This window comes from Lentilactobacillus kisonensis DSM 19906 = JCM 15041 (genome assembly GCF_001434135.1).
Lineage (GTDB): Bacteria > Bacillota > Bacilli > Lactobacillales > Lactobacillaceae > Lentilactobacillus > Lentilactobacillus kisonensis.
Window position 1 is genome coordinate 166,064 of sequence record NZ_AZEB01000002.1, and the last position, 21,912, is coordinate 187,975.

A 21,912-nucleotide genomic window follows, 5' to 3' on the forward strand; every position below is an offset into this window, starting at 1 on the left:
CCTCGGGTGGGAATTCCGGGTTTTGGAATTTTCACTCGAGGTGCTTATGTGCAGACTTCTGCTTTGTGCAGCTGTCCTAAAAAAGTTGATAAAATAATTCGTCGTAGTTTAAGCAGCTGCTAAGATCTGTTTCCTTTTCAAATACGCACTGCATCTAGATAGTAATGATGTTAGAATAAAACTCATACATAAATCCTGGGGTGTAAAAATGAAATCGATTATTAGCTATTGGCAACGGTTAAATATTAAAGCAACCGAGCTGATTGGTGTTGCTTTTGGGGCATTTATCTACTCAATAACGTACAATTACTTATTGCTGCCATCGCATCTTGGTGAAGGCGGGGCGATGGGGGTCACCGCATTACTCTATTACGCTTTTGGGGTGCCGTCATATCTATCCAATCTCCTTATCAACGCTGCTCTCATTGCAGTTGGCTACCGATTGTTTGAAAAGAAGACGACCTACCTGACGATATGGGCAATTGCTTGGATGACACTCTTTCTAAAAATACCAGTGTTTTATTCCTATCATACTCATGAACTCATTGTGCCAACCCTTCTGGCAGGGGCACTGACGGGAATTTCGATTGGGTTGATTTTCCGGTACAATGGTACGATTGCCGGCGATACCATTATTGGTAAGCTGCTCAACTACCTTTTCGGTATCTCGATTGGTACCGGTAGCTTGTTCTTCGATTTATTCATCGTCATTCCGTTCATTATGATTATTGGATTTACCAATACCGTGTTGACAATCATTTACTTGTACGTCTACTCAATTTTTACCAACCAGTTTCTAGCAAACGTCGGCGCAAGAAAAGCGGTTCTGATTGTGTCACCAAAGTATCAGCAGATTGCCACGACGGTTTCAAAAGAGCTCAATCAAGAGATCACCATTTTTAACGGGACGGGCTTCTACAGTAATGCCGACCAACACATGCTCTACATGATTGCTAGTCCCAGGCGGGTCACCAAGATTGTGCCAATTATTGAACGTGAAGATAAGAATGCACTTATTGTTGTGGAGAATATTCGGAGTGCCCGTGGGTTGAATATGCGGCGGATTCTTTGAATTTATTGATGCCTGACGTAACTGCTTATATTCTTGCAGGCCAAGTCTTAACAAATTGATGATCATATCTTTGGAGCTAAGAGTAGATCCTGGCTCTTTTTTGTAGGATAGTATTATTATTATATTTTAATAACGGCATTTAACCGTCGGAAAAGTTAGCGGTGCTGGGCAGCAACACCTAAAAATAATTTGTTGACAATAATCCAACAGAGTTGCATAATGAATCTGTTTCATAGAGAAACAGAAAAGGGCAGGTGTCTCAATTTTGGAACAAGAAGAATTAGCTCAAAAAGTGATTCGGCCATTTAAGCGGATTGCCAGGTTATATAGTGAATTGGATCAGACAACCAGCAATTATGGTACCGATGTTCCCTTATTTCCACCAGAAATTCATGCCATTACGGCGATTGGCAATCATCCCGGGACCAGTCTAACCGAATTGACGCAGTATCTGGATGTCACAAAGGGGACCACCACGAAGCTGGTTCAAAAATTGGTCAAGAAGGGAATGGTCATTAAGCAGTTTGCTCCGAATTCGGAGAATCAATTATCACTTGAATTAACGAAAAAGGGGCAAATTGCTGATCAGCATCATCAAGAATACGATGCTTACCTCGATCAGCAATTGATCGCCATTTATCAGCAAGTGCCAGATGCACTACTTCCTTATCTTGAAACCATTAGTAGCCAGTCAGAAGCGTTCTTTAAAAAAATGATTGCTGAGCGCCAAAAATAATTTTTTGCTTTTATGTTTCACTATGAAACTGATTCATATAGAAACCAATTTAGATAAAAACCAACAAAGGAGACCTTTTTATGGATGCGAAGTGGCAAAAAGCGGGTGGGCTAGTCGCACTTTGTTTAATCATGTTTGTGGTCACATTAGACACGACGATTACTAACATTGCGCTACCTGATATTACCCGCAGCTTTTCAACAACGCTGGATACCAGCAATTGGATTAGTACCGTTTACGTGCTTATTCTTTCAGTCCTGATGATTCCAATGGCAAAAATTACTGACCAATTGGGACGCAAGAGGCTCATGGTGATTGGGTTAATCCTATTTGGAATTGGTTCTTTAGCTTGTGGATTGGCAAAGTCAATTGGCATGTTGATTGCCATGCGAACCGTTCAAGGGCTGAGTGGTGCGATTGTCACGCCAATTATTGTGCCTTTGTCAGTTGATTTATTTGGGAGAGCAAAAGCCAATCAAATTGTTGGTGTCATTGGGGCAGCTGCCGCAGTTGCTGCTGCCGCTGGGCCCCCGATTGGTGGGTTACTAATCCATTTGTGGTCATGGCATGAAATTTTTTTCGTTAACGTACCGATTGTATTGCTGACACTGGGACTAGTCGCAATTTGTTTTCATGAGTCTTATGATACGACCATTTCAAAATCGATTGATTATATCGGGATTGTTCTGCTTAGTAGCGGTCTTTTCTTTGTGACGTTCGTATTGTTAAAGGGATATGATTATGGCTGGCAGTCTTTGAGGATCACCATGATGAGTGGTAGCGCGGTCGTTCTGTTAGGATTATTTGTGATCTTAGATTTACGACGCCAAGAACCGTTGATTGAGTTTCGATTATTCAGAGATTTGACATTTCTATCCTCAACGCTTATTTATTTCACGTGTGGTTTTGCGGTGGTTATTTCGAGCGTTGTGTTTAATTTCTTTTTGGAAAATGTTCGCAATTTCGGTCCACTTCACGCGGGATACATCATCATGTTTAGTTCCCTTACGGTCGTCATTTCATTACCAGTTGGTAGTCAATTGGGTCAGAAATTAGATTATCGTTGGTCAAATGTGACGGGGGTTCTTTTAATGACAATCGGCGGTTTGTTATTGACCCAACTCACTTATCAGGTTACGGGGTTCACGATGATGGTGAATATGGCCATTATTGGTCTTGGGTTTGGCTTTGCGAGTTTGTCACTTGTTTCGGCGGTTCAATATATTCCAGTTGAGAAAGCAGGAATTGCGTCAGGGATGATCAACGCGGCTCGTCAATTAGGCACTTGTCTGGGAATTGCAATGCTAGTTGGTGTTTTGAATCATAACGTGGCAAATGCAAAAACGGCGATTAAAGCGAGTGCTTACCAAAATGTGCGGGAAAGTCAGGTGTCACCAAACGTTCGCACAGCGCTCGACAAAGTTATCCACCATGATACAGCTGCTAATCACGCTAAAGCGACTTTAGCAGCAAAAAGCCTTTCAAATGTTCCTAAACCAATCAGAACGTCTGAGCTAAGCCAACTTTATGTGGGAGCCAGCAAACTTAGTCAGGCTAACGAAAAGATGACAGGCAGCTTGAAAAAATTACGGGAAGATACGGAACGATTGCCAGCATTTTCTCAGGCGGCAGTGCCGATAATTAAAGGCAGCCAGATCTTAACCGCCAAACAAAAGGAGTTAAAGCAAGGGATTAGCCTAGTTGCTCAAGCGGCGACAATTAAACAAGTTCAAAATAAAATTGTGACCAAAAAGCATTCTGAATTAACTAAGGCGTTTACCAAGACATTTTGGGTTGCCTTCATCTGTTTAGCTTTGATGTGTCCAGTGGCTTTTTGGACGGATCGACCAAACAACAAATAATAGATGGATAAGACTATTATTGATAACTCCCTCTATGTTAAGATTGCGAGACAAGAAAATAAAAACAATCTTCTGCATGAGCTATTGTTAGAAAATCGGCTCGTCCTAAGAGAATATAGCATTGCAGATATATCAGACTGAGTATGGAAAGCAGAATAGTCAATAAATCGAAAAATAGTTTATCCGTTATTTACTCAATATATGCTATAATTTGAGTAAATAACGGATTTTTGAATTGGGGTGAAACGGATGAGTCAACAGGATGAAATCATTAAATACTTGAATAAGAATGGTGGCCAAATTACATCTAAGACAACTAATTCAATGGGAATATCATCTAGAGTGCTGCGCAATATGTATGCTCATGGTCAGCTTGAAAGATTAGCGCCAGGCGTTTATATTGATCCACTTGAGTTTGGGGACGATATCGCTGCATTACAATATCGCCTTTCAAAAGGTGTTTTCTTCAAGGATACAGCGTTATTTCTGTATGGAATGATTGACCGGACACCAAGCACCTACGAAATGAACTTTCCATTACCATACGCATATAGCACTAAAACAAATGCGCCAATCAAGATTTATCGACAAAAAAAGGAGCTTTATGAAATTGGAATAACGACAACTAAAACTCCTGGTAGACACCCGGTTAAGGTTTACAATATTGAGCGCACGTTGTGTGATATTTTGCGAGCGCGAGATAGGTCTGATGCTGAAACGATTAAACAAGCAATGAATAGTTACGTCCATCGGAAAGGAAAGAATCTTCACAAGTTAATGGAGTATGCAAGGATATTTAAAGTGGAAGAAGAAATTAGAACGTATATGGAGGTTCTACTGTGAAACTTGAATTTACTGGCCGGAAGCAATTTTTAGCTAGAATTAGAAAGTTAGCAAAGGAAAGAAAAATCACACCACAGATTATGCTGCAGGAGATTATTTTAGATGACCTGATTGATCGAATCTCTAATTCACGTTACAAAAATAATCTTGTATTAAAGGGCGGTTTCTTGATTGCATCACTGATTGGTACAGATACTCGCTCAACACGGGATATTGACACCTCAGTTGTTGGTTTACCAGTTACGGAAGATAAAATGAAAAGTGTATTTCAAAAAATTTGTGACATTGAATTACCAGAAGATATAATCAAATTATCAATTTTAGGGATTGGCGAAATTAGAGAAGAGGATGAGTATTCGGGTTACCGAATTCATATTAGTGCACAAATCTATACGACGCGTGTTGACGTTAAGATTGATATATCAACTGGAGATGTTATCACTGAGCGTGCCATCCAATATGGGCACAAAATGATACTTGAGGATCGGACTGTCCAAATTATGGCATACACAGTTGAAACCATCATTGCTGAAAAGCTGGAGACAATCGTTAGCCGGGCTGATGCTAATACACGATTGAAGGACTTTTACGATTTATATTTACTTGATCATCAGGATAAGGCTGAAATAAGGTTTGATGTATTAAAAAGGGCGATACAAGCAACTTCCGCAAAACGAGAAACGATAAATCAATTACATACCTATACTTCAGTGCTAACGGCGCTTAAAACAAGCCCAAGTCTTCAAAGATTATGGGTTGCTTATCAAAAATCCAACGAATATGCGCAGGGAATTGATTTTGGTGCCACATGTGATGCAGCAATTGATCTTACTAAGAAATCTGAACTTGAGCAACGGATATAATTTTGTAGCTAATGATATTAATTTAAAAAAAAGAGTAAATAAAATGACGCTAGACTATGCACACCCAACAGAACAGTATGATTACTCAAAATATGGAGAAAATATTGATGCTGAACAGGCAAAAAAATTGGTTCGCAATGGTTATAATCAGCATGCATTTATTTGTAATGCTCAAAATATGTCAGGCAGCGGAAAATGTGAGTGCCGGGTAATGCTTGCAGCTCCGTGGAGTAGCAAGGTTCCATCTTACTTTAAAACTATGCCAGGTAAGGTACATACATGCAATATTAAGCAAGAAACACAAGTACAGGCTACAAGAAATCATGAACAAGATCGAAAATATAAGTCAGGGCAAACATTCCTAAACTTTTTTAAAAATACCTTGGATGAAGAAAGGCAGAGAAAAGCGGATTTATTCAGCGCTTTAAAGGGTGAAGAAATTATTGGAAAAAGTAAGTCTAAAACTCGTATTAACTCCAATGTAACTAACAAAACGATTACACGTCGGTCTGGTTTAAAAACGTTAAGAGCTGTTGTTAACAATAGATATACAAAACAACCACTTGATAACGGTAAAATAGTTAACCTAAGTAGTCTTTTTCATAAATTGGAAGATGCAAAAAATGAATATGATTTACCTGATCCACGTTTGATAAATATTTGGTATGGTAACATTCAAATTTATGAGTCGAAAATAACTAATGAAAATGGATACTCATATTTGAATTATGAAATACTTGTTATCTATCAAAAGATTGAGGGTCGAAATATTACAGCAATTATGAACGAAAAACAGATTAAAGAGCTTTTACCAGATTTTGAAAACTTTATTTCTAGTGGAAAAAGAGATGATCCGAAAAAAGTTCGCCACACCCTGCGTCTTTTTACGACGGAACGTCCCACAACCGTTGATGATAAATACGAGAATATTCTAATTGATCGTAAATGGAGAAATTTAAGCTCAAGGATGTATATAGAGAAAACCTAAATCAACATTTTAATATTGCAATATTAAAATGTAGACTAGAAAGCTTATTTAGTTCACTGAACAGTTCGAAGCTTGACCATTAGCGGCTTTATTTTCGATCGTTAACCACCTTGAGTGAAATTGAAGTGACTTCAACATTTTGACCTTCATATTTTAATTCAAAATCGATCGCTTTAGTATTGAGAGTCAAGCCATTTAGTGCGGCAACATCACCAAAATGAGCCCGTGACAACGATGTCAGGGCTCATTTGTAGTTGCGATTAATCCTTTATGGATGGGGATGTAAGTGATTTGAAATTATGCTTTAATTTTGGCCAAATCACTTTATCGGCGGTCTGAATAATAAGGCCATTAAATAAAATTGAAAATATAGTCCCGACGTTTACCGCATATAGGTTCTTAGTAACTGCAAACGAAATGGCCATTGCTAAAACTGGTGGCACAAAATCTACAAGTTGTGCGGCAACCGCGTTTCCCTTTAAATAAAAGAATCGCAAGATGTTAGTCGTATCGTCATTTGGGTGCATGAGGATATTCGCCCGTTGGTACAGTGAAATGGCAATGCAGAAAGTGGTTACCCCTAAACAGGATAGGATTGCTCGGACCAGTATTGGCAGGCTGCCAATTCCAGCCGCTTCCAGTAATTTAACAAATAAATTAATAAAATAGCTGACAAAGGCGATGTAGCAAAGTTCACCAACAAATCGCCGCCACTCCCAGTGCTTGATTAGCAATTGATTGGTGACGGTGTTTAAAAAACCAATGGCAAACAAAATAATTCCCACGTTAAGACCGAACCAGTTACTGTAATTTACTGCCGAAGCAGTCCAAACAGCACTTCCCATGTTGGATGAGACGGTGAGTGCATTTCCAAGGGCATTAAGTAGTAGGCCGGCAATTAAAGCGGTCCAACGTTGTTTAAGTGTATTTTGAATGGTCGAATCCCTCCTTTAACGTTATTAGTTTAGCATATTTGTTGGTAGGCATTGTGCTGATAATCTAAAATAACCGCCTATACGCAGATTCAAAATCTGAGTATAAGCGGTTATTTAAGGGTTAATTTAATTTATCGTGTCCCGTCACTGCTACCATTCCCTCACGTGTGACGACTAATTGACGGCCAATGAGCCTAACTGAACCAACAGGAAAACGATGAGGGTTACTTCTTAGTACCTGGCGAACATAATCCGGTGCCTTGCCCCATATTCTGGCGGCATCCTGGGAACTCATAATATCTGGATCGTTTAAATTAATTTTTAGCATTTACCAACGTACTCCCAACATTAATTGATCGGCACTTATCGCCGTTTCGAATCATCCATTTCCCGATTATGCACGGCTACTTGAAGGTATTGATAAAGTAGATAAATTAGGTACACGGTCACCACCTCAATTATGACAATAGCAAGTGGTGAAACCAAAATGACCACTGCAAATCCCGTGATGGTGAGTAAAATAATTGAAAGGCAGCCCGCGAAGCTTCTACTAATGAGCCAGCTAATTTTGAAAAAGGCTGTGCTGAAGGGTAATAAGATCGAAAGCAACAGAATCATTTTGAAGGTTCCTTTTGGCTGTTTTATGGATGATGAGCTTTAATCAAGCGCTGATTATCTTAAATTTACCATATTCATTAAAACTTGCAATACTAAACTGCTAATAAGAGGTATCAATGCCGATCATTAGTTGAGTACAGCAACGCCACCAGCTAGGTAGGTTGCAAATAGTAACCAAATCAAGTACGGAACCAGTAGCCAGCCCGCAGTTTGGTTAACCGGGGAAACCTTAGTGATCAGAATAACGACAATAATATCCATTATCAGAATGATAATGAAGCCAGTAGTTAATAGGCTGCCGCTGAAAAAGACAATTGTCCAAATAAAGTTTAAAAAGAGTTGGCTCAAGAAAAGCCAGAGGGTGTCTGGATACTTTTTGCGAGTTTGCCAAATAATATATCCTGAAATACCAATAAATAGATATAAAATTGGCCAAACAATGCCAAAAACGACTCCTGGCGGCGAAAAGATTGGCAGCTTTAAGGAGTTGTAAACGGTTTTGATATTTCCTGATAGCTGGGAAGAGAGAATTCCAACCGCCTCAACAAAAATGATCCAAAGAACCAGTTTAAGGTAATTAATTTTGGTTTGAGTTGCCATAAATTAGAACCTCCTTTGTTTAAATAGGTCACAGCTTAAAAGATCATTGATCAGGTAAGCAACCCACATCTTTATTTAGACTTATCTTATCAAAACAATTGGATATAAATTTTAAAATAATGATGATTTTTTTGTGAAATCGCTGATTTATAAACGATGAAGATGGAAAATGGGCAGACCTTAAATTGGTAAATTGTCCGATTTTAATTTGTGATATCGATAAAGTAGGCCGACACGTTATTATAAGTTGAAAGGAGAGCCGACCGTGTACAAAAACATCTTAGCGCCCATGGATGGCAGCGATAATGCTCAAAAAGCATTAGACGTCAGACGTCGCCATTGAAATCAGTCGGGCATTTGAGGATGCTAAAATCCATCTTCTATCAGTCATTGGTAATACGTACTACAGTTCAGAAACATTGTCAGCTGGGATCTACGAAGGATTAACCGCCCGGGCGCATCACGTTCTTGAAGGCAGTAAAGATCAAGCTCAAAACCAGGGAATTACGGTTGAGGGGACTGCCAAAAACGGGAGTCCCAAGCATATGATCGTTAAGTTTGCTAAAGTCAACAATTATGATTTGATTGTATTAGGGAAGTCCGGGACTAACGCCATTAACCGGTTTATCTTGGGATCTACGAGTGAATACGTTGCAAGAAATGCGAATGCTCACGTATTAGTAGTAAGTGAATGATTAAATTTTCCAACTAAAGAAACGGTCACAGTCAAAATTCATGTGAATTTTGACTGTGACCGTTTCTTTAGTTGGACTTTATTCTTTCATCCGCTGATATTTTCTTCGTAGCTTCAATGGCAGAACGTTTGTCAAAATAACCGCGGCGATAATCAAGACGACACCGACTATTTGGGCTGTTGTCACCCGCTCTCTCAACAGAAAAAAAGCAAAGACAATCGAAGAAGGCAATTCCAGCGATGAAATAATTGGGCCAACACCAAGCGGCAGGTGAGGCATGAAAAATGAAAAGCAGGTCAGTGGTAAAATCATTGAAAAAAACGATGTCAGGCCACCCCAACTGATTGCGGCAGGTAGCTGATGAACCGGAAAAATAGTGGGTACCCAGATAATTAATACTACGATTAAGGCACCGATACTCATCAGTTGCGCTTTGGTCAATGGATGGAGATCGTGACCAATATTTCCGGTGAACTGAATGGTGAGCGCATAAGCCAACGCTGATAAAAAGCTAAGGCCCATACCGATAAAGGAAACTGCTTGTTGAAGTGGCAGGAGGCCTGTTGCCAGAATGGTTCCGACCAAAATAGTCACCACACTGATTGTTTGGTTAATGGTTGGCAGTTTACGATTTATGAGGCACGAAATTAGAATTGATAGCCATACTGACTGCATCATCATCACAGCGGCAATTGCAACCGGGACGTACGCTAACGATAAAATATAAAACGTATTGGTAAATCCCATTGAACTGCCGGAAATAATCACCAGCCATTTCTCCTTACAGCTAGAAACCGTTCGATTTTGTTGGTTAAGCAGTAACCTACCAATACTGAAAGCTAGAAACGCAATTGAGAATGTGATGGCTAAAAGCAGCCCATCGGTAACTCGGTTGGCGTGAGCAAGCTTGAATAGTGAACCGGGAATTCCGTAACTAATGGCACCAACGGCAACCAAAAATGGCGCATAATGTTTCAAGTGATCACCTTCATTAATGAATTTAAAACGAGCCAGCCATGAAAGTTAAGGGTCGATGACTTAGATTAGAAAATTAGAATAACAGTATTATCTTAGCAAAACTCAATCGTTATTAAAAGTCAGTCGGAACCTTAATACGATCACTTTATTTATTTAAATAAGTATGCGAAAGGGGTAATGTTGCCCAATTTACCAATACCTGTTTGGAAACTATTAGATCAGGAATACGCTGAGCTTGGGTGTCCTCAATAAACGAAATAAATAATTAAGTAGTTCTTGTTTTGCCTCAATTTTCTTCCAATCATGGCATATTATTTAAACTTGATGGCCGGAGATTGTATAATGGCGGTAGGAGTAGTTGGATACGAAGGTTTGACCTTTTTGGAAGGGGCGTTCACGATGTATGAAAATATTTTGGTTCCTTTAGATGGTAGTGCCAACGCGAACAAGGCGTTAGACGTTGCGGTTGAATTCTGTAAGGTGTTTCATGCGAAAGTGACGGCGCTATCGGTAATTCATCACATTAAGGATGATTCCGATGCGTTGTCCTCCGACATTTATAAGGGGTTATCCACTAAAGCTCACAAGATTGTCGAAAGTTGTCGAGATCAGGCATGGAATCAGGGGGTTACCATTAATGGTGTTGTTGAAGACGGTAATCCAAAGCAAAAGATCGTTGAATTTGCGAAGGAAAATGATATCGATTTGATTATTATGGGCAAAACTGGCATGAATGCATTTGACCGCATGATTCTGGGTTCAACGACCAACCATGTGGTCAGAGAATCTGGGACGCAGGTGTTGGTGGTAAATGCATAGAGTGCGGAACCAAGCGGTTAGAAAGCGGAGCCTAAGTTACTCCGTTCAGAAATCCCGGGCTTGGATTTTTGAACGGAGTAGCTTAGGTGCAGCTTTCTGCTTGGTGTAGCACGTTTCCGCAATGTTGCCAAATCATAAATCCCTGGGTTTGGATTTATGAGAAAGTGGGCTTATGTGCAAGTCTCTGCTTGGTGGAGCACGTTTTCACAATGATGCCAAAAAACCAAAAATTCCCGGCTTGGAATTTTTACCAAGGGTGCTTATACGCCAGTTTCTGCTTTGTAGAGAGATCCTAATCTATCCAGCAATAGAAACCTGGTTGCAATGTAAATCACCATTAACTGGCAAAAATATTGTTTTAAAACTCAAAGGCGGTTGGGAATGCATCATTCTCAATCGCTTTTTAATCACAACATTTTCACTAAATTATGCCGAATGGTTAGATGTCTATTCGCATTGTCGTATAATATACTTAACTAAACTTACTAGGAGGCAGCTCATGGCAGAATTAACCCACTTTTACGAAAAGTTTCAACCAACACATTACGATATTGATCTCGATATCAACCGGGAAACCAAACAATTTTCTGGTAAATCGACAATTACCGGTAATGCCAAGCAACAAGCGATTTCAATTCATCAAAAATTCTTAACCATTGAATCCGTTCAGGCTGATGGTAGTGATGTGGTCTTTAAGGTCGACGACGAGAATGAAGCAATCAATATCGACTTGCAAAAGACTGGTGACGTCACGCTGGCAATTGTATTTAAAGCTAAATTAACCGATACAATGATGGGCATTTATCCGTCATACTATGAAGTAAATGGCGCTAAGAAGCAGATTGTTGGTACTCAGTTTGAGACAACAGCTGCTCGCCAAGCCTTTCCTTGTGTGGATGAGCCTGAAGCTAAAGCCACGTTTGACTTAGCAATTAAGTATGATGAGCATCCAGGTGAAACGATCATTAGCAATATGCCCGAAGTTCGGACTGAAAATGGGGTTCACTACTTTGATACCACAATGAGAATGTCGACTTACCTGATTGCTTTTGCGTTCGGTGATCTTCAGAGTAAGCAAACGACGACTAAAAGTGGTGTTAAGGTGGGCGTCTTTGCCACCAAAGCTCATAAAGCCGATGAATTGGACTTTGCTTTAGATATTGCGAAACGCTCGATCGAATTCTATGAAAGCTTCTATCAAACCCCGTATCCACTACCGCATTCATGGCAACTGGCACTACCTGACTTTTCAGCGGGCGCAATGGAAAACTGGGGATTGGTAACTTATCGGGAAGCATATTTACTACTAGACCCTAAGAATACGTCATTTGAAATGAAACAACTGGTTGCGACCGTCATTGCCCATGAGTTGGCACATCAGTGGTTCGGTGATTTAGTCACGATGAAGTGGTGGGATGATCTCTGGTTAAATGAGAGCTTTGCCAACATGATGGAATACGTGGCGATTGATGCCATTGAACCAGACTGGCATATTTGGGAAGTCTTTCAAACATCAGATGCTCCCGCAGCATTACAACGGGATGCGACAGACGGCGTTCAACCAGTTCACGTTCAGGTTGAAAACCCAGCTGAAATTGATTCGATTTTTGATTCCGCAATTGTTTATGCTAAGGGTGCCCGGATGCTGGTAATGGCAAGAGCCTTGGTTGGTGATGATGCGCTACGTACAGGCTTGAAGAATTATTTTGCCGCTCACAAGTTCCACAATGCAACTGGTGCTGATTTATGGTCTGCATTAGGGGACGCTTCTGGAATGAACGTTGGGGCAATCATGAACTCGTGGCTGGAACAGCCTGGTTATCCGGTGGTCACTGCGGCAGTCGTTGATGGCAGCTTAACGCTAACCCAGCAGCAGTTCTTTATTGGCGATGGCAAGGATGTTGATCGCAAATGGCAGATTCCGCTAAATAGTAACTACAGCGTTGTCCCTAAAATTATGGCCGACAAGCGTGTCACGATCGGAGATTACGCGCAACTACGACGGGATAGTGGCAAGCCATTCATCCTCAACGTTGGCAACAATTCACACTTTATCATTCAATATGATGAAACTTTGATGAAGGATATCCTGGATCACGTGGATTCGTTGGACGCCATTTCGCAGTTACAAATTCTCCAAGACCTGCGTTTGTTAGCTGATGGCCGTAAAAACTCATACGCAAATATTGTGCCGTTATTGCCAAGGTTTGCAGATAGTCAGTCAAATATCGTTAACGCGGCGTTATACCGAGTTGCCAATAATTTGAAGAAGTTTGTCACGCCTAACTCTAATGAAGAAAAAGCATTACAAACCTTCTTTGATAAACTGAGTGCAAAGCAAGTTTCCCGCTTAGGCTGGACACCAAAGGCTGGCGAATCAAATGATGATCAATTGACGCGGCCGTATGTATTGAATGCGGCATTATATGCTAAGAATGCCACGGCAATTGCCTCGGCTCATCAATTGTTTACGGATAACCAAAATAAGCTCGTTTCCTTGCCAGCTGACGTTCGGGTGTTCGTATTACGCAATGAGGTTAAAAACTTTGGTAGTGCCGACTTGTTTGACCAACTGCTATCAGCTTATCGTCAATCTTCAGATGCGAGTTACAAGGCTGATATTTGTGCTGCGTTGACGAGTACGACGGATCCTAAGTTGATTGCGAAGTTAGTTGAAAAGTTTGAGGATGCTGATACGATTAAGCCACAAGATTTGCGTGCCTGGTTCCGGGGTGTTCTAGCCAATGACAACGGTCAACAAGCGGCTTGGGATTGGATTAGAAATGATTGGCAGTGGTTAGAAGATACGGTTGGTGGCGACATGGAATTCGCAACTTACATTACCGTGACGGCTAATATTTTCCATACTGCAGATCGACTCGCAGAGTTTAAGGCTTTCTTTGAACCCAAGATTCCAACACCAGGATTAACCCGCGAAATTAAAATGGATATTAGTATCATTGAAAGTCGCGTTAGTTTGGTTGAGGATGAGAAGCAGGCAGTTAACACTGCGGTTGAAAAAGCGATTAAGTAACTGACTTTTAATTGAAAATAATTAATCTTTATAAAAGTGGCTGGCATACCCCATTTAAGGGAATCCAGTCACTTTTTTGAATGGTTATCTGGTTTACTGACGTTATGTTAATTAATGAAGGTCAGTTTGTGGGGATTAGTGATGGTTGTTATCACAAGATGCAAATTTGATGTCTCAATGGTTAACTTACTGATTGTTACAAAAACATAACACACTTGAAATGAAGTTTAATCTGGACTGATTTGACAGTCTACCGAAATGTAATATTTTATTGCAAACAGCCATCTGACATTGTATCGAATTGGAATTTATCGTATGTTGATTGAGTGTTCAATCGACAATCAATAAATAACATATGAGGTGGCTTTAAATGATCATCGGAAAATCAAAACTAAAGATTATTATTTTATCAGTATTTACACTGATTTTTTCATTCTCACTGCTTGGTGGGATTAAAGCATCAGCTAGTTCAACGATCATCCCTGATATTTCCGAATGGCAGGGCAAACTTAGCGATTCGCAGGTGGCGGATCTAAAGGGCCAAGTGCCATTTATCATCAATCGTCGCCAGTATGGCGCAAATTATGTTGATAAGTATGCGACCAGCAATACGAATCTGTATGTCAAGTATGGTATTCCGTTTGGAGAGTACGATTACGCAACCTTTACAAGCGCAGCTAGTGCCAAACAAGAGGCAAAGTTGTTCTATCAGCGGTCTAACAAGAACGCAAAGTTTTATGTCCTTGATTATGAAGAAAACAATGTTAAGTCGGGTTCAACGAATGCCGCTGTGAAGGCGTGGTATAATGAAATGCGGTCATTGACGAATGAAAAGTTAATTTTCTATTCTTACCAATCATTTGCAACGACGTACGCTAATACAGCCAAGAAGTCCTTTGACGCTCAGTGGATTGCTAACTATTCTGCAAAGCCGACAATTCAAACCGATTTATGGCAGTATAGCAACAAAAAGTACATTCCAGCGCTTAAAGAATCGGTTGATGCCAGTACAATTCTGAATTCAAGTAAGCCAGTTACGTGGTGGGTTGGTGGTACAGAAGCCAAGGCGGTCAAAGCGTCCTATTTCTCTAGTGTTGTATCATCAGTAACCGTTAATAAGAAGGTTTATCTGTATAACTCAACGACTTTCACGAAGGCTAACCGGGTTAAAGCACTAGCCCCTGGGGCAACCGTTCAAATTAGTGATATTAAACAGCGGGCAACTGGCTCATATTACTTTGTGACGGCTGATGGTCAATATTTGACTGCCAATAAAAATTATGTGGCCCAATAATTAAGCAAAAGTGACGGAGGTAACCAATGAAGGTTTACAAATTAGGTGGTATTTTGTTGCTGAGTCTGATTCTTGTGGGCTGCGGCAATGGAAACGCCGATAAGAGCAAACTTAGTAGTGAATCCAAGACAACAATGCAGAATTCCAGTTCTGCAAGTTCAAGTAGCCAGACCAGTAAGCAGGCGGCTGCTTCAAGTAGCAACGCCGCTAGTTCAAGCTCAGCGACAACCAAAACAAGTGGTTCTCAGGCAAATGACAACTATGATTTTTCCTCATTGACGAAGCAGTTAGCTAGCCAATTGCCAGGAACAAAATTACCGCAAGCTTCAGGCCTTAGTCAATCTAGTAAGGCAGTTCATATCCGTTATACGGGAAATTCTGCGAATAACACAATTTACTATAGTTTAGGTAATGAAGGCTTGAAGTTAAATGATGCCAGCATTAAGTCCGAATCTGCCTATGCAGTTTTGAGCAAGAAAACGTACGATTCTGCTCATGCTGCCCAGCAAGAGTTGGATTATACTAGTCCTCAAGCTAACAAAGGATTACCTAAGATTAACTTGGGCCATTCAATTGTTGGTCATATTCAAGGCGGAGCTGGTCAACAGTATATTTCCTGGAACGAAGGAAATTGGTCGGTTAATGTTCATGGTAGCAAGGTCAATAATACATCACCGAGAAAGTCAGCAAAGACGATGGCGGCAATGTTTGATACTTATGCGTTACCCGCACCGAAAAACCAAGGAACAATTAAATTTAGCGTGGGCACTGGTCAGGACCAGACGATTGCCTGGCAAGAAAATAACGTTATCTATACGTTAAAAACGAATGATCAGGCTGTGGGGATTAGAATGGCAGCAAGTATCAAGTAAGAGTGCGGAACCAAGCGTTTCTTCTTTATGTAATCAAGAACAATTACAAACTAATTATTAAAGCAGAATAGCCATTTTCGGCTCCTTTCTAAGTTGGGGCCATCAAAAAGTGGCTATAATAGTTATTCGTTTAACGTATCAGCACAATTGCTGGTGCGTTTTTCTTTTATCAAAATTGAGTTGACCACGTGCCATCTCTGTGTGATATTGCACGAGCAATCTGTCTGTCGTAGAATAATTAAGTATTAATAGGGATGAGGTGGCTTTAATTATGATTAAGTTTGACTATGCAAAACAGGCAGAACTGCCCAAGATTGTGGCAATTTATAATGAAACAATTCCCAGTCGACTAGCTACGGCGGATCTGGAACCAGTTTCAGTTGCTTCCCGCCAGCCGTGGTTTGAATCATTTAACCCAGATAGCCGTCCGCTTTGGGTGATTAAGGACGATGATAAGATTGCTGGATGGGTAGGCTTAGAATCATTTTATGGCCGGCCAGCTTATCATAAGACGGCGGAAATCAGTATCTATATTGACAAGAATTTCCGTCACCAGGGAATTGGTCAGCAAGCGATTGTCTACGTGACAAGTCAATTGCCCCGATTAGGGTTAGATGCGTTGGTCGCCTTTATTTTTAGCCATAATCAGCCAAGCCAACATCTATTTAAGCAAAATCAATTTGAAACATGGGGCCATTTACCAGACGTTGCAATAATGGATGGTCAACGGCGGAGTTTAGATATTCTGGGCAGGCATTTTAAGAAGTGAGCGAAACAAAGCGGTTAGAAAGCGGAGCCTAAGCCACTCCTGTTGAAAGCCATGGGATTGGGCTTTTGACAGGAGTGGCTTAGGTGCAGCTTTCTGTTTTGTGGAGCGGTCCTAATCTGTGATGTCTAAGAGACCAGGCCTTTGTACATTCGGGCTTGGATTTTCGGCGGTGAAGACTGAGATGCAGGTCTCTGTTTGGTGCAGCACGTTCTACTATGTAGGGGGGGAACGCTCGGTGACTAAGATAAAACGCATTTCACCATACTAACAAGAAAGCCAAAAATTCCCAGATCATCAATTTAACATATTTCATCAAACCACGCCTGGAATATTATCTAGGCGTTTTTTAGTGTCATGGTATTTTCTGGCAGAAAGGTTGCATTATTGTGACTACAGTTGTAAACTAATAAGCGTTAAGAGACTACAAACGTAAACTTAGAATTCAATTAATGGAGGAAGCCAATTGAAGGATGCAAAGAATGTAACCATCACCGATTCTGAATGGATCGTTATGAGAGCAATTTGGACAATGGGGCATGCAACTAGTCGTGAATTAATCGATGCTATGAATGAATTAGAAGGTTGGTCAGCTTCAACAACCAAAACGTTACTTCATAGGTTGATTCAAAAACAGGCGGTTGCGCAGTATGGCGATAGTCGACCATTTACGTATAAGCCTGTCGTTGGTGAGAAAGAATCAATGGCGGCAGCGGCAGATGATCTGTTTGATCATATGTGTGCAATGCGGGCTGGTTCGACAATTGCCGGCGTTATTCAGTCCAGGGAACTCTCACGGGCAGATATTGCGAACTTACAGGCAATTCTAGCTGAAAAGGCTAAAACAGCACCCGAAGAAGTTCAGTGTAACTGTTTGCCAGGTGATCAAACGTGTTAAGACTGTGTTGCTTTGCTCACTTTTAGGATTGCTGCACAAAGCAGAAGCCTGAACCTAAGTCGTCTTTACAAAAATCTAGAACCTGTGATTTCTAACGGAAAAAATTATGAGCTTTTGTTGTAATTCTTATTTATATAGTGGAATGGTGCTCCGCAAAGCAGAAAGCTGCACCTAAGCTACTCCGTTCAAAAATCCAAAACCAGGATTTCTGAACGGAGTAGCTTAGGCTTCGCTTTCTAACCGCTTTGCTACGCACACTTACTTTTTAGGAGGTCGATAATCATGGCAAATAAAGAAAACCATATGAATATGAAAAACATGAATGCTAAGAATATGGCAAATAATGAATCAAATATGAGTCATATGGATCATGATGGCATGAATATGGATCACAATATGTCAAAAATGGATCACAGCCAAATGAATATGGACCACGAAAGGATGAACATGAGTGGGATGGATCACGACGATATGGATATGGCTGGGACCGACATGATGATGCACGGTGGCTCAATGATGCACATGGGGAATTTGAAAGTTAAATTTTGGGTTTCCGTTGTCTTGGCGATTCCAGTTTTACTGTTAGCACCAATCATGGGCTTAAACGTTTCCATCCTTAGTTTCAGTTCACCGCTAATTGTTGGCATTATTATCGTTTTGTTTGATACAGCGCTTTACTTTTATGGTGGGATGCCATTTTTAAAAGGGGCTAAAGCAGAAATTCAGGATAAATCTCCTGAAATGATGACGTTAGTAACCCTTGGAATTTCCGTTTCCTATTTTTACAGTTTGTACGCATTCATTGCCAACAATTTCTTGAATCCGGCAAATCATGTAATGGATTTTTCGTTCGAACTTGCAACTCTGATTTTAATTATGCTTCTAGGGCACTGGATTGAAATGAATGCATTGATGGGGGCTGGGGATGCCTTGCAAAAAATGGCAGCCCTGTTGCCTAAGACGGCCCATTTAGTTACGGATAATGGTGAAACAAAAGAAGTGCCGGTATCTGACTTAAAGGTCGGTCAAGCTTTCCAAGTCCGTTCAGGTGAGAGTATTCCAGCCGATGGTGTCATTACGGCTGGGGAGTCGACCGTGAATGAAGCACTGGTAACCGGTGAATCTGCTGCCGTTACCAAGAACGTTGGCGATAAGGTCATTGGTGGTGCAACCAACAATAATGGAACGCTAACGGTTAAAATTAGCGGGACCGGTGACTCTGGCTATCTTTCTCAGGTAATGAAAATGGTTCAAACTGCCCAGCAAGCCAAATCTAAAGCAGAAGATAAAGCTGACTTAGTTGCCAAGTATCTATTTTACGCGGCATTTGGTGTCGGGATTATTGCTTTCTTTGCCTGGTTACCCCAGGGATTGGCGACCGCAATGACGATCATGGTGACCGTCTTCGTGATTGCTTGCCCGCACGCATTAGGATTAGCGATTCCATTAGTGGTTTCTCGCTCTACTACGATTGGAGCTCAAAATGGGCTATTAGTTCGAAATCGCCAAGCCATTGAAGCGAGTCAACATGTTAGCCACGTTCTCTTGGATAAAACTGGCACGTTAACAGAAGGTAAATTTACGGTGAACGCATTGATTCCAAATGATGGGATTGATGAAGCAACGTTATTAAGCCGACTGGCAGCCCTTGAAAATAATTCGACTCATCCGCTGGCCCAGGCAATCATTACTGAAGCTCAAACGAAAGGGATCGTAGTTGGTGCGGCTGAAAAGTCTCAAAACATCCCTGGGGTTGGTATTTCTGGTAATGTTGACGGCACTGACTATACAATTGTTAACGGTAACTATTTAACGAAGCAGGGGATCAAGTTTGATAAGACTATCGCTGACAAATGGGCTGCTAAGGGTAATTCAGTCAGCTTTCTATTGCAGGGTACCCAGGTTCAGGGGATGGTTGCTGAAGGCGACACCATCAAAGCGGGTGCTAAGGAATTAATTAGTGGCCTCCAGAAGCGAGGAATTACGCCGGTAATGCTCACTGGCGATAATCAAAAAGCCGCGGAACACGTTGCTAATATCCTGGGACTAACTGAATTTCATGCAGGCCTATTACCAGATGATAAGCAAAAAATTATTGCTGATTATCAAGCAAAGGGTAATCACGTCATCATGGTCGGTGATGGCGTAAATGACGCGCCGAGCCTTGCTGCAGCCGATATTGGAATTGCAATTGGAGCCGGAACTGATGTTGCCATTGATTCCGCCGATGTTGTGTTGGTTAAGTCAGAACCCAGTGATATTTTACATTTCCTTGATTTGGCTAAACTCACAAACCGGAAAATGGTTCAAAACCTCTGGTGGGGAGCAGGCTACAATATTGTGGCAATTCCACTCGCTGCCGGTGTGTTGTCATTTATTGGAATCATTCTAGACCCAGCCGTTGGTGCTGCGGTCATGGCGATGTCGACAATTATCGTGGCAATTAATGCGATGGGATTGACTGGTGAAAAGATCAAAAACGCGTAGTTAAGTTATGACAAAAAAGACTGGGACAATAGGCGTTTAGATCCCAGAATTTAACGAAGGAGGGCCATTATTCCTGTTTTTGGGAATAGTGGTCCTCCTTTGTTAAATGGCAGGGATCTGCCGTTTGTCGCAGATTTAATCAATATAAAGGTGGTGATCAACGTTGCCATTACAAATGAATGAAATGAGGTATGTCCCACCCGCTTCTTTGCAATCGTCACGTTAATTATTTATCTGGTTGCTCAGTCAATTTCGCCAATTTTTGATGTAGCCTAATATCATATTGCCTGGTAATTGGCATTAACATCGCGACTACCCCGCAAATGGCGGCACCGATTCCGGCAATCACGAATAGGCGCTCAATGCCAATCATATCGGCTAGGGGACCGGCAAAAATCAGGCCAATTGGTCCAGCTAGATTCAACAAAGAATTCAAAACGCCCAGAATCCGCCCTAACTCTTCTGCTGGATAACTTTGTTGAATCATTGCCATTAAAAGCGTTGTAAAAAATGGGGTCGCAATTCCTTCAATAATGTTTAGAGCTGCGAACCATAAAAATCCGGTTTGGTTACCTGGCAAAACGCCACTAATACCGGTTGGAATACCAACCAGGAAAAACGCAATGATTACGGGCTTCATCCGATCTTGCCACTTACCAAAGAGGCCAATGATGGTGCCACCGATTAGCATGCCAGTTGAATAAATAGCTTCGATTAAGCCAGCCTGACTAACGGTTCCCTGAAAGTATTTCATGGTCATGAGTGGATACATGCTGGCAGCGGGCATGTAGGTTAGTGTGAAGACGGCGCCGATCAACGTAATGTACCACAAGCCCTTGTTATTCGTAAGTTGTTTGATCCCTAAGCGGGTGTTGTGGAGTACATGCATTGGCTGATCGACCTTTTCATTGTTAGGAATTTGAACCCAAGTTAAAATACAAATCCCAATGATGGCCCCAAGTACGTCTAACAGAATTAAGTATTCAATGGGGATAAACGCAAATAAAAACGCGCCCAGTGCTGGGGCAATAATCATATTCGCGGATTGTACCATTCCCAGTTGGCCGTTCATTCGGGTAATTTCTTTGTCTGGCACCATTGTGGGCATTACCGATTGAATCGTTGGCATCTGGAAGGTTTGCGCACAAGACCGCATCAGTAATGAAATAAAAATGAGCCAAAGTGGAAATACGTGAAAGACCGTTCCGGATACGGAAAGAATAATAGCGAAACAGGCAGCAAAAACGTCCGGGAAAATTAGGAGGCCTTTTTTGTTCCACCGATCAACCATAGGACCAACAAACGGACTAAGGATCACCATTGGCAGCATTCCTAAAATAGTGGCAATGCTCAATACCGTTGCTGAACCGGTTTTCTTGGTCAAATACCAAATAATGGCGTACTGAACGATCATACTGGTGATACCGGTTAAAAACTGGCTGACTAAGAAAAGATAAATATTTCGGCGCCAGTGATTTTGATTGACTTTCATGCGTGGACCCCCACCTTCGTGAAAATTTGTACAAGTCAATTCTAACGTATTTAGAGATGA

General features: G+C 41.1%; 20 protein-coding genes. 14 read left to right on the forward strand and 6 right to left on the reverse strand.

Going from position 1 to position 21,912, the window contains the following annotated elements; all coding sequences use genetic code 11:
• Nucleotides 1–208 precede the first annotated feature (208 nt).
• The 6 genes from FC98_RS02285 (at nucleotide 209) to FC98_RS02310 (ending at nucleotide 6,364) form a co-directional block, all read left to right on the forward strand.
• The gene (locus FC98_RS02285; RefSeq protein ID WP_008856598.1) at nucleotides 209–1,072 is read left to right on the forward strand and encodes a YitT family protein; all 864 of its coding nucleotides are present in this window, start codon (nucleotides 209–211) and stop codon (nucleotides 1,070–1,072) included.
• 265 nt (nucleotides 1,073–1,337) lie between these two features.
• Entirely contained in the window at nucleotides 1,338–1,808 is a 471-nt protein-coding gene (locus tag FC98_RS02290; protein ID WP_008856599.1) for a MarR family winged helix-turn-helix transcriptional regulator, read from the forward strand.
• Nucleotides 1,809–1,888: 80 nt separating this feature from the next.
• A complete protein-coding gene (locus FC98_RS02295) occupies nucleotides 1,889–3,670 on the forward strand; it encodes an MFS transporter (RefSeq protein ID WP_056949139.1) in 1,782 nt (593 codons plus the stop codon).
• Between the two features lie 249 nt (nucleotides 3,671–3,919).
• Nucleotides 3,920–4,513: a type IV toxin-antitoxin system AbiEi family antitoxin domain-containing protein gene (locus tag FC98_RS02300; RefSeq protein ID WP_008856603.1), complete on the forward strand. Its 594-nt coding sequence runs from the start codon at nucleotides 3,920–3,922 to the stop codon at nucleotides 4,511–4,513.
• The gene (locus FC98_RS02305) at nucleotides 4,510–5,376 is read left to right on the forward strand and encodes a nucleotidyl transferase AbiEii/AbiGii toxin family protein (RefSeq protein WP_008856604.1); all 867 of its coding nucleotides are present in this window, start codon (nucleotides 4,510–4,512) and stop codon (nucleotides 5,374–5,376) included. The genes FC98_RS02300 and FC98_RS02305 overlap by 4 nt, the downstream gene beginning before the upstream one ends.
• On the forward strand, nucleotides 5,360–6,364 hold the full coding sequence (locus FC98_RS02310) for a hypothetical protein (protein WP_040471397.1): 1,005 nt from the start codon (nucleotides 5,360–5,362) through the stop codon (nucleotides 6,362–6,364). The genes FC98_RS02305 and FC98_RS02310 overlap by 17 nt, the downstream gene beginning before the upstream one ends.
• An 88-nt stretch (nucleotides 6,365–6,452) precedes the next feature.
• Here FC98_RS02310 and FC98_RS14580 read toward each other — a convergent pair whose 3' ends face one another.
• The 4 genes from FC98_RS14580 to FC98_RS02325 form a co-directional block, all read right to left on the reverse strand.
• Nucleotides 6,453–6,596 (reverse strand): hypothetical protein, encoded by a 144-nt coding sequence (locus FC98_RS14580; RefSeq protein ID WP_008856606.1) that lies wholly within the window; start codon nucleotides 6,594–6,596, stop codon nucleotides 6,453–6,455.
• A gap of 28 nt (nucleotides 6,597–6,624) precedes the next feature.
• Nucleotides 6,625–7,299 (reverse strand): DUF6198 family protein, encoded by a 675-nt coding sequence (locus FC98_RS02315; RefSeq protein ID WP_082602713.1) that lies wholly within the window; start codon nucleotides 7,297–7,299, stop codon nucleotides 6,625–6,627.
• 121 nt (nucleotides 7,300–7,420) lie between these two features.
• Nucleotides 7,421–7,627, reverse strand: a complete 207-nt coding sequence (locus tag FC98_RS02320; RefSeq protein WP_008856608.1) for a helix-turn-helix domain-containing protein — start codon at nucleotides 7,625–7,627, stop codon at nucleotides 7,421–7,423.
• A gap of 416 nt (nucleotides 7,628–8,043) precedes the next feature.
• Nucleotides 8,044–8,517, reverse strand: coding sequence for a TspO/MBR family protein (locus tag FC98_RS02325; RefSeq protein ID WP_054654691.1), 474 nt, complete (start codon nucleotides 8,515–8,517; stop codon nucleotides 8,044–8,046).
• Nucleotides 8,518–8,906: 389 nt separating this feature from the next.
• Here FC98_RS02325 and FC98_RS14055 point away from each other — a divergent pair, with 389 nt between their 5' ends.
• Nucleotides 8,907–9,212 carry a universal stress protein gene (locus FC98_RS14055; protein WP_235803566.1) on the forward strand — a complete coding sequence of 102 codons (306 nt, stop codon included), beginning with the start codon at nucleotides 8,907–8,909 and terminating at the stop codon, nucleotides 9,210–9,212.
• Between the two features lie 78 nt (nucleotides 9,213–9,290).
• On the opposite strand, the gene FC98_RS02335 is transcribed toward FC98_RS14055, so the two are convergent.
• Entirely contained in the window at nucleotides 9,291–10,190 is a 900-nt protein-coding gene (locus tag FC98_RS02335) for an EamA family transporter (protein ID WP_054654693.1), read from the reverse strand.
• A 342-nt stretch (nucleotides 10,191–10,532) separates the two neighbouring features.
• Between FC98_RS02335 and FC98_RS02340 the strand changes: the two genes are divergently transcribed.
• From FC98_RS02340 to FC98_RS02370, 7 genes are all read left to right on the forward strand, one after another.
• Complete coding sequence (locus tag FC98_RS02340) at nucleotides 10,533–11,009, forward strand: universal stress protein (protein ID WP_235803563.1); 477 nt, start codon at nucleotides 10,533–10,535, stop codon at nucleotides 11,007–11,009.
• Between the two features lie 499 nt (nucleotides 11,010–11,508).
• Nucleotides 11,509–14,043 carry a M1 family metallopeptidase gene (locus FC98_RS02345; RefSeq protein WP_054654695.1) on the forward strand — a complete coding sequence of 845 codons (2,535 nt, stop codon included), beginning with the start codon at nucleotides 11,509–11,511 and terminating at the stop codon, nucleotides 14,041–14,043.
• Between the two features lie 370 nt (nucleotides 14,044–14,413).
• Complete coding sequence (locus FC98_RS02350; protein ID WP_008857084.1) at nucleotides 14,414–15,337, forward strand: GH25 family lysozyme; 924 nt, start codon at nucleotides 14,414–14,416, stop codon at nucleotides 15,335–15,337.
• 26 nt (nucleotides 15,338–15,363) lie between these two features.
• On the forward strand, nucleotides 15,364–16,209 hold the full coding sequence (locus FC98_RS02355; protein WP_008857085.1) for a hypothetical protein: 846 nt from the start codon (nucleotides 15,364–15,366) through the stop codon (nucleotides 16,207–16,209).
• Between the two features lie 271 nt (nucleotides 16,210–16,480).
• The gene (locus FC98_RS02360) at nucleotides 16,481–16,978 is read left to right on the forward strand and encodes a GNAT family N-acetyltransferase (RefSeq protein ID WP_008857086.1); all 498 of its coding nucleotides are present in this window, start codon (nucleotides 16,481–16,483) and stop codon (nucleotides 16,976–16,978) included.
• 463 nt (nucleotides 16,979–17,441) lie between these two features.
• The gene (locus FC98_RS02365; protein ID WP_054654697.1) at nucleotides 17,442–17,873 is read left to right on the forward strand and encodes a CopY/TcrY family copper transport repressor; all 432 of its coding nucleotides are present in this window, start codon (nucleotides 17,442–17,444) and stop codon (nucleotides 17,871–17,873) included.
• A 282-nt stretch (nucleotides 17,874–18,155) separates the two neighbouring features.
• On the forward strand, nucleotides 18,156–20,360 hold the full coding sequence (locus tag FC98_RS02370) for a heavy metal translocating P-type ATPase (protein WP_056949141.1): 2,205 nt from the start codon (nucleotides 18,156–18,158) through the stop codon (nucleotides 20,358–20,360).
• Between the two features lie 226 nt (nucleotides 20,361–20,586).
• On the opposite strand, the gene FC98_RS02375 is transcribed toward FC98_RS02370, so the two are convergent.
• Nucleotides 20,587–21,852 carry an MFS transporter gene (locus tag FC98_RS02375; RefSeq protein WP_056949142.1) on the reverse strand — a complete coding sequence of 422 codons (1,266 nt, stop codon included), beginning with the start codon at nucleotides 21,850–21,852 and terminating at the stop codon, nucleotides 20,587–20,589.
• Nucleotides 21,853–21,912 lie beyond the last annotated feature (60 nt).

Bases quoted from the DNA above. Each gene is read 5' to 3' on its own strand.
- FC98_RS02340 (WP_235803563.1), top strand. From the start codon at position 10,533: ATGGCGGTAGGAGTAGTTGGATACGAAGGTTTGACCTTTTTGGAAGGG.
- FC98_RS02345 (WP_054654695.1), top strand. From the start codon at position 11,509: ATGGCAGAATTAACCCACTTTTACGAAAAGTTTCAACCAACACATTAC.
- FC98_RS02300 (WP_008856603.1), top strand. From the start codon at position 3,920: ATGAGTCAACAGGATGAAATCATTAAATACTTGAATAAGAATGGTGGC.
- FC98_RS02360 (WP_008857086.1), top strand. From the start codon at position 16,481: ATGATTAAGTTTGACTATGCAAAACAGGCAGAACTGCCCAAGATTGTG.
- FC98_RS02355 (WP_008857085.1), top strand. From the start codon at position 15,364: ATGAAGGTTTACAAATTAGGTGGTATTTTGTTGCTGAGTCTGATTCTT.
- FC98_RS02375 (WP_056949142.1), bottom strand. From the start codon at position 21,852: ATGAAAGTCAATCAAAATCACTGGCGCCGAAATATTTATCTTTTCTTA.
- FC98_RS02370 (WP_056949141.1), top strand. From the start codon at position 18,156: ATGGCAAATAAAGAAAACCATATGAATATGAAAAACATGAATGCTAAG.
- FC98_RS02295 (WP_056949139.1), top strand. From the start codon at position 1,889: ATGGATGCGAAGTGGCAAAAAGCGGGTGGGCTAGTCGCACTTTGTTTA.
- FC98_RS02320 (WP_008856608.1), bottom strand. From the start codon at position 7,627: ATGCTAAAAATTAATTTAAACGATCCAGATATTATGAGTTCCCAGGAT.
- FC98_RS02350 (WP_008857084.1), top strand. From the start codon at position 14,414: ATGATCATCGGAAAATCAAAACTAAAGATTATTATTTTATCAGTATTT.
- FC98_RS02325 (WP_054654691.1), bottom strand. From the start codon at position 8,517: ATGGCAACTCAAACCAAAATTAATTACCTTAAACTGGTTCTTTGGATC.
- FC98_RS02285 (WP_008856598.1), top strand. From the start codon at position 209: ATGAAATCGATTATTAGCTATTGGCAACGGTTAAATATTAAAGCAACC.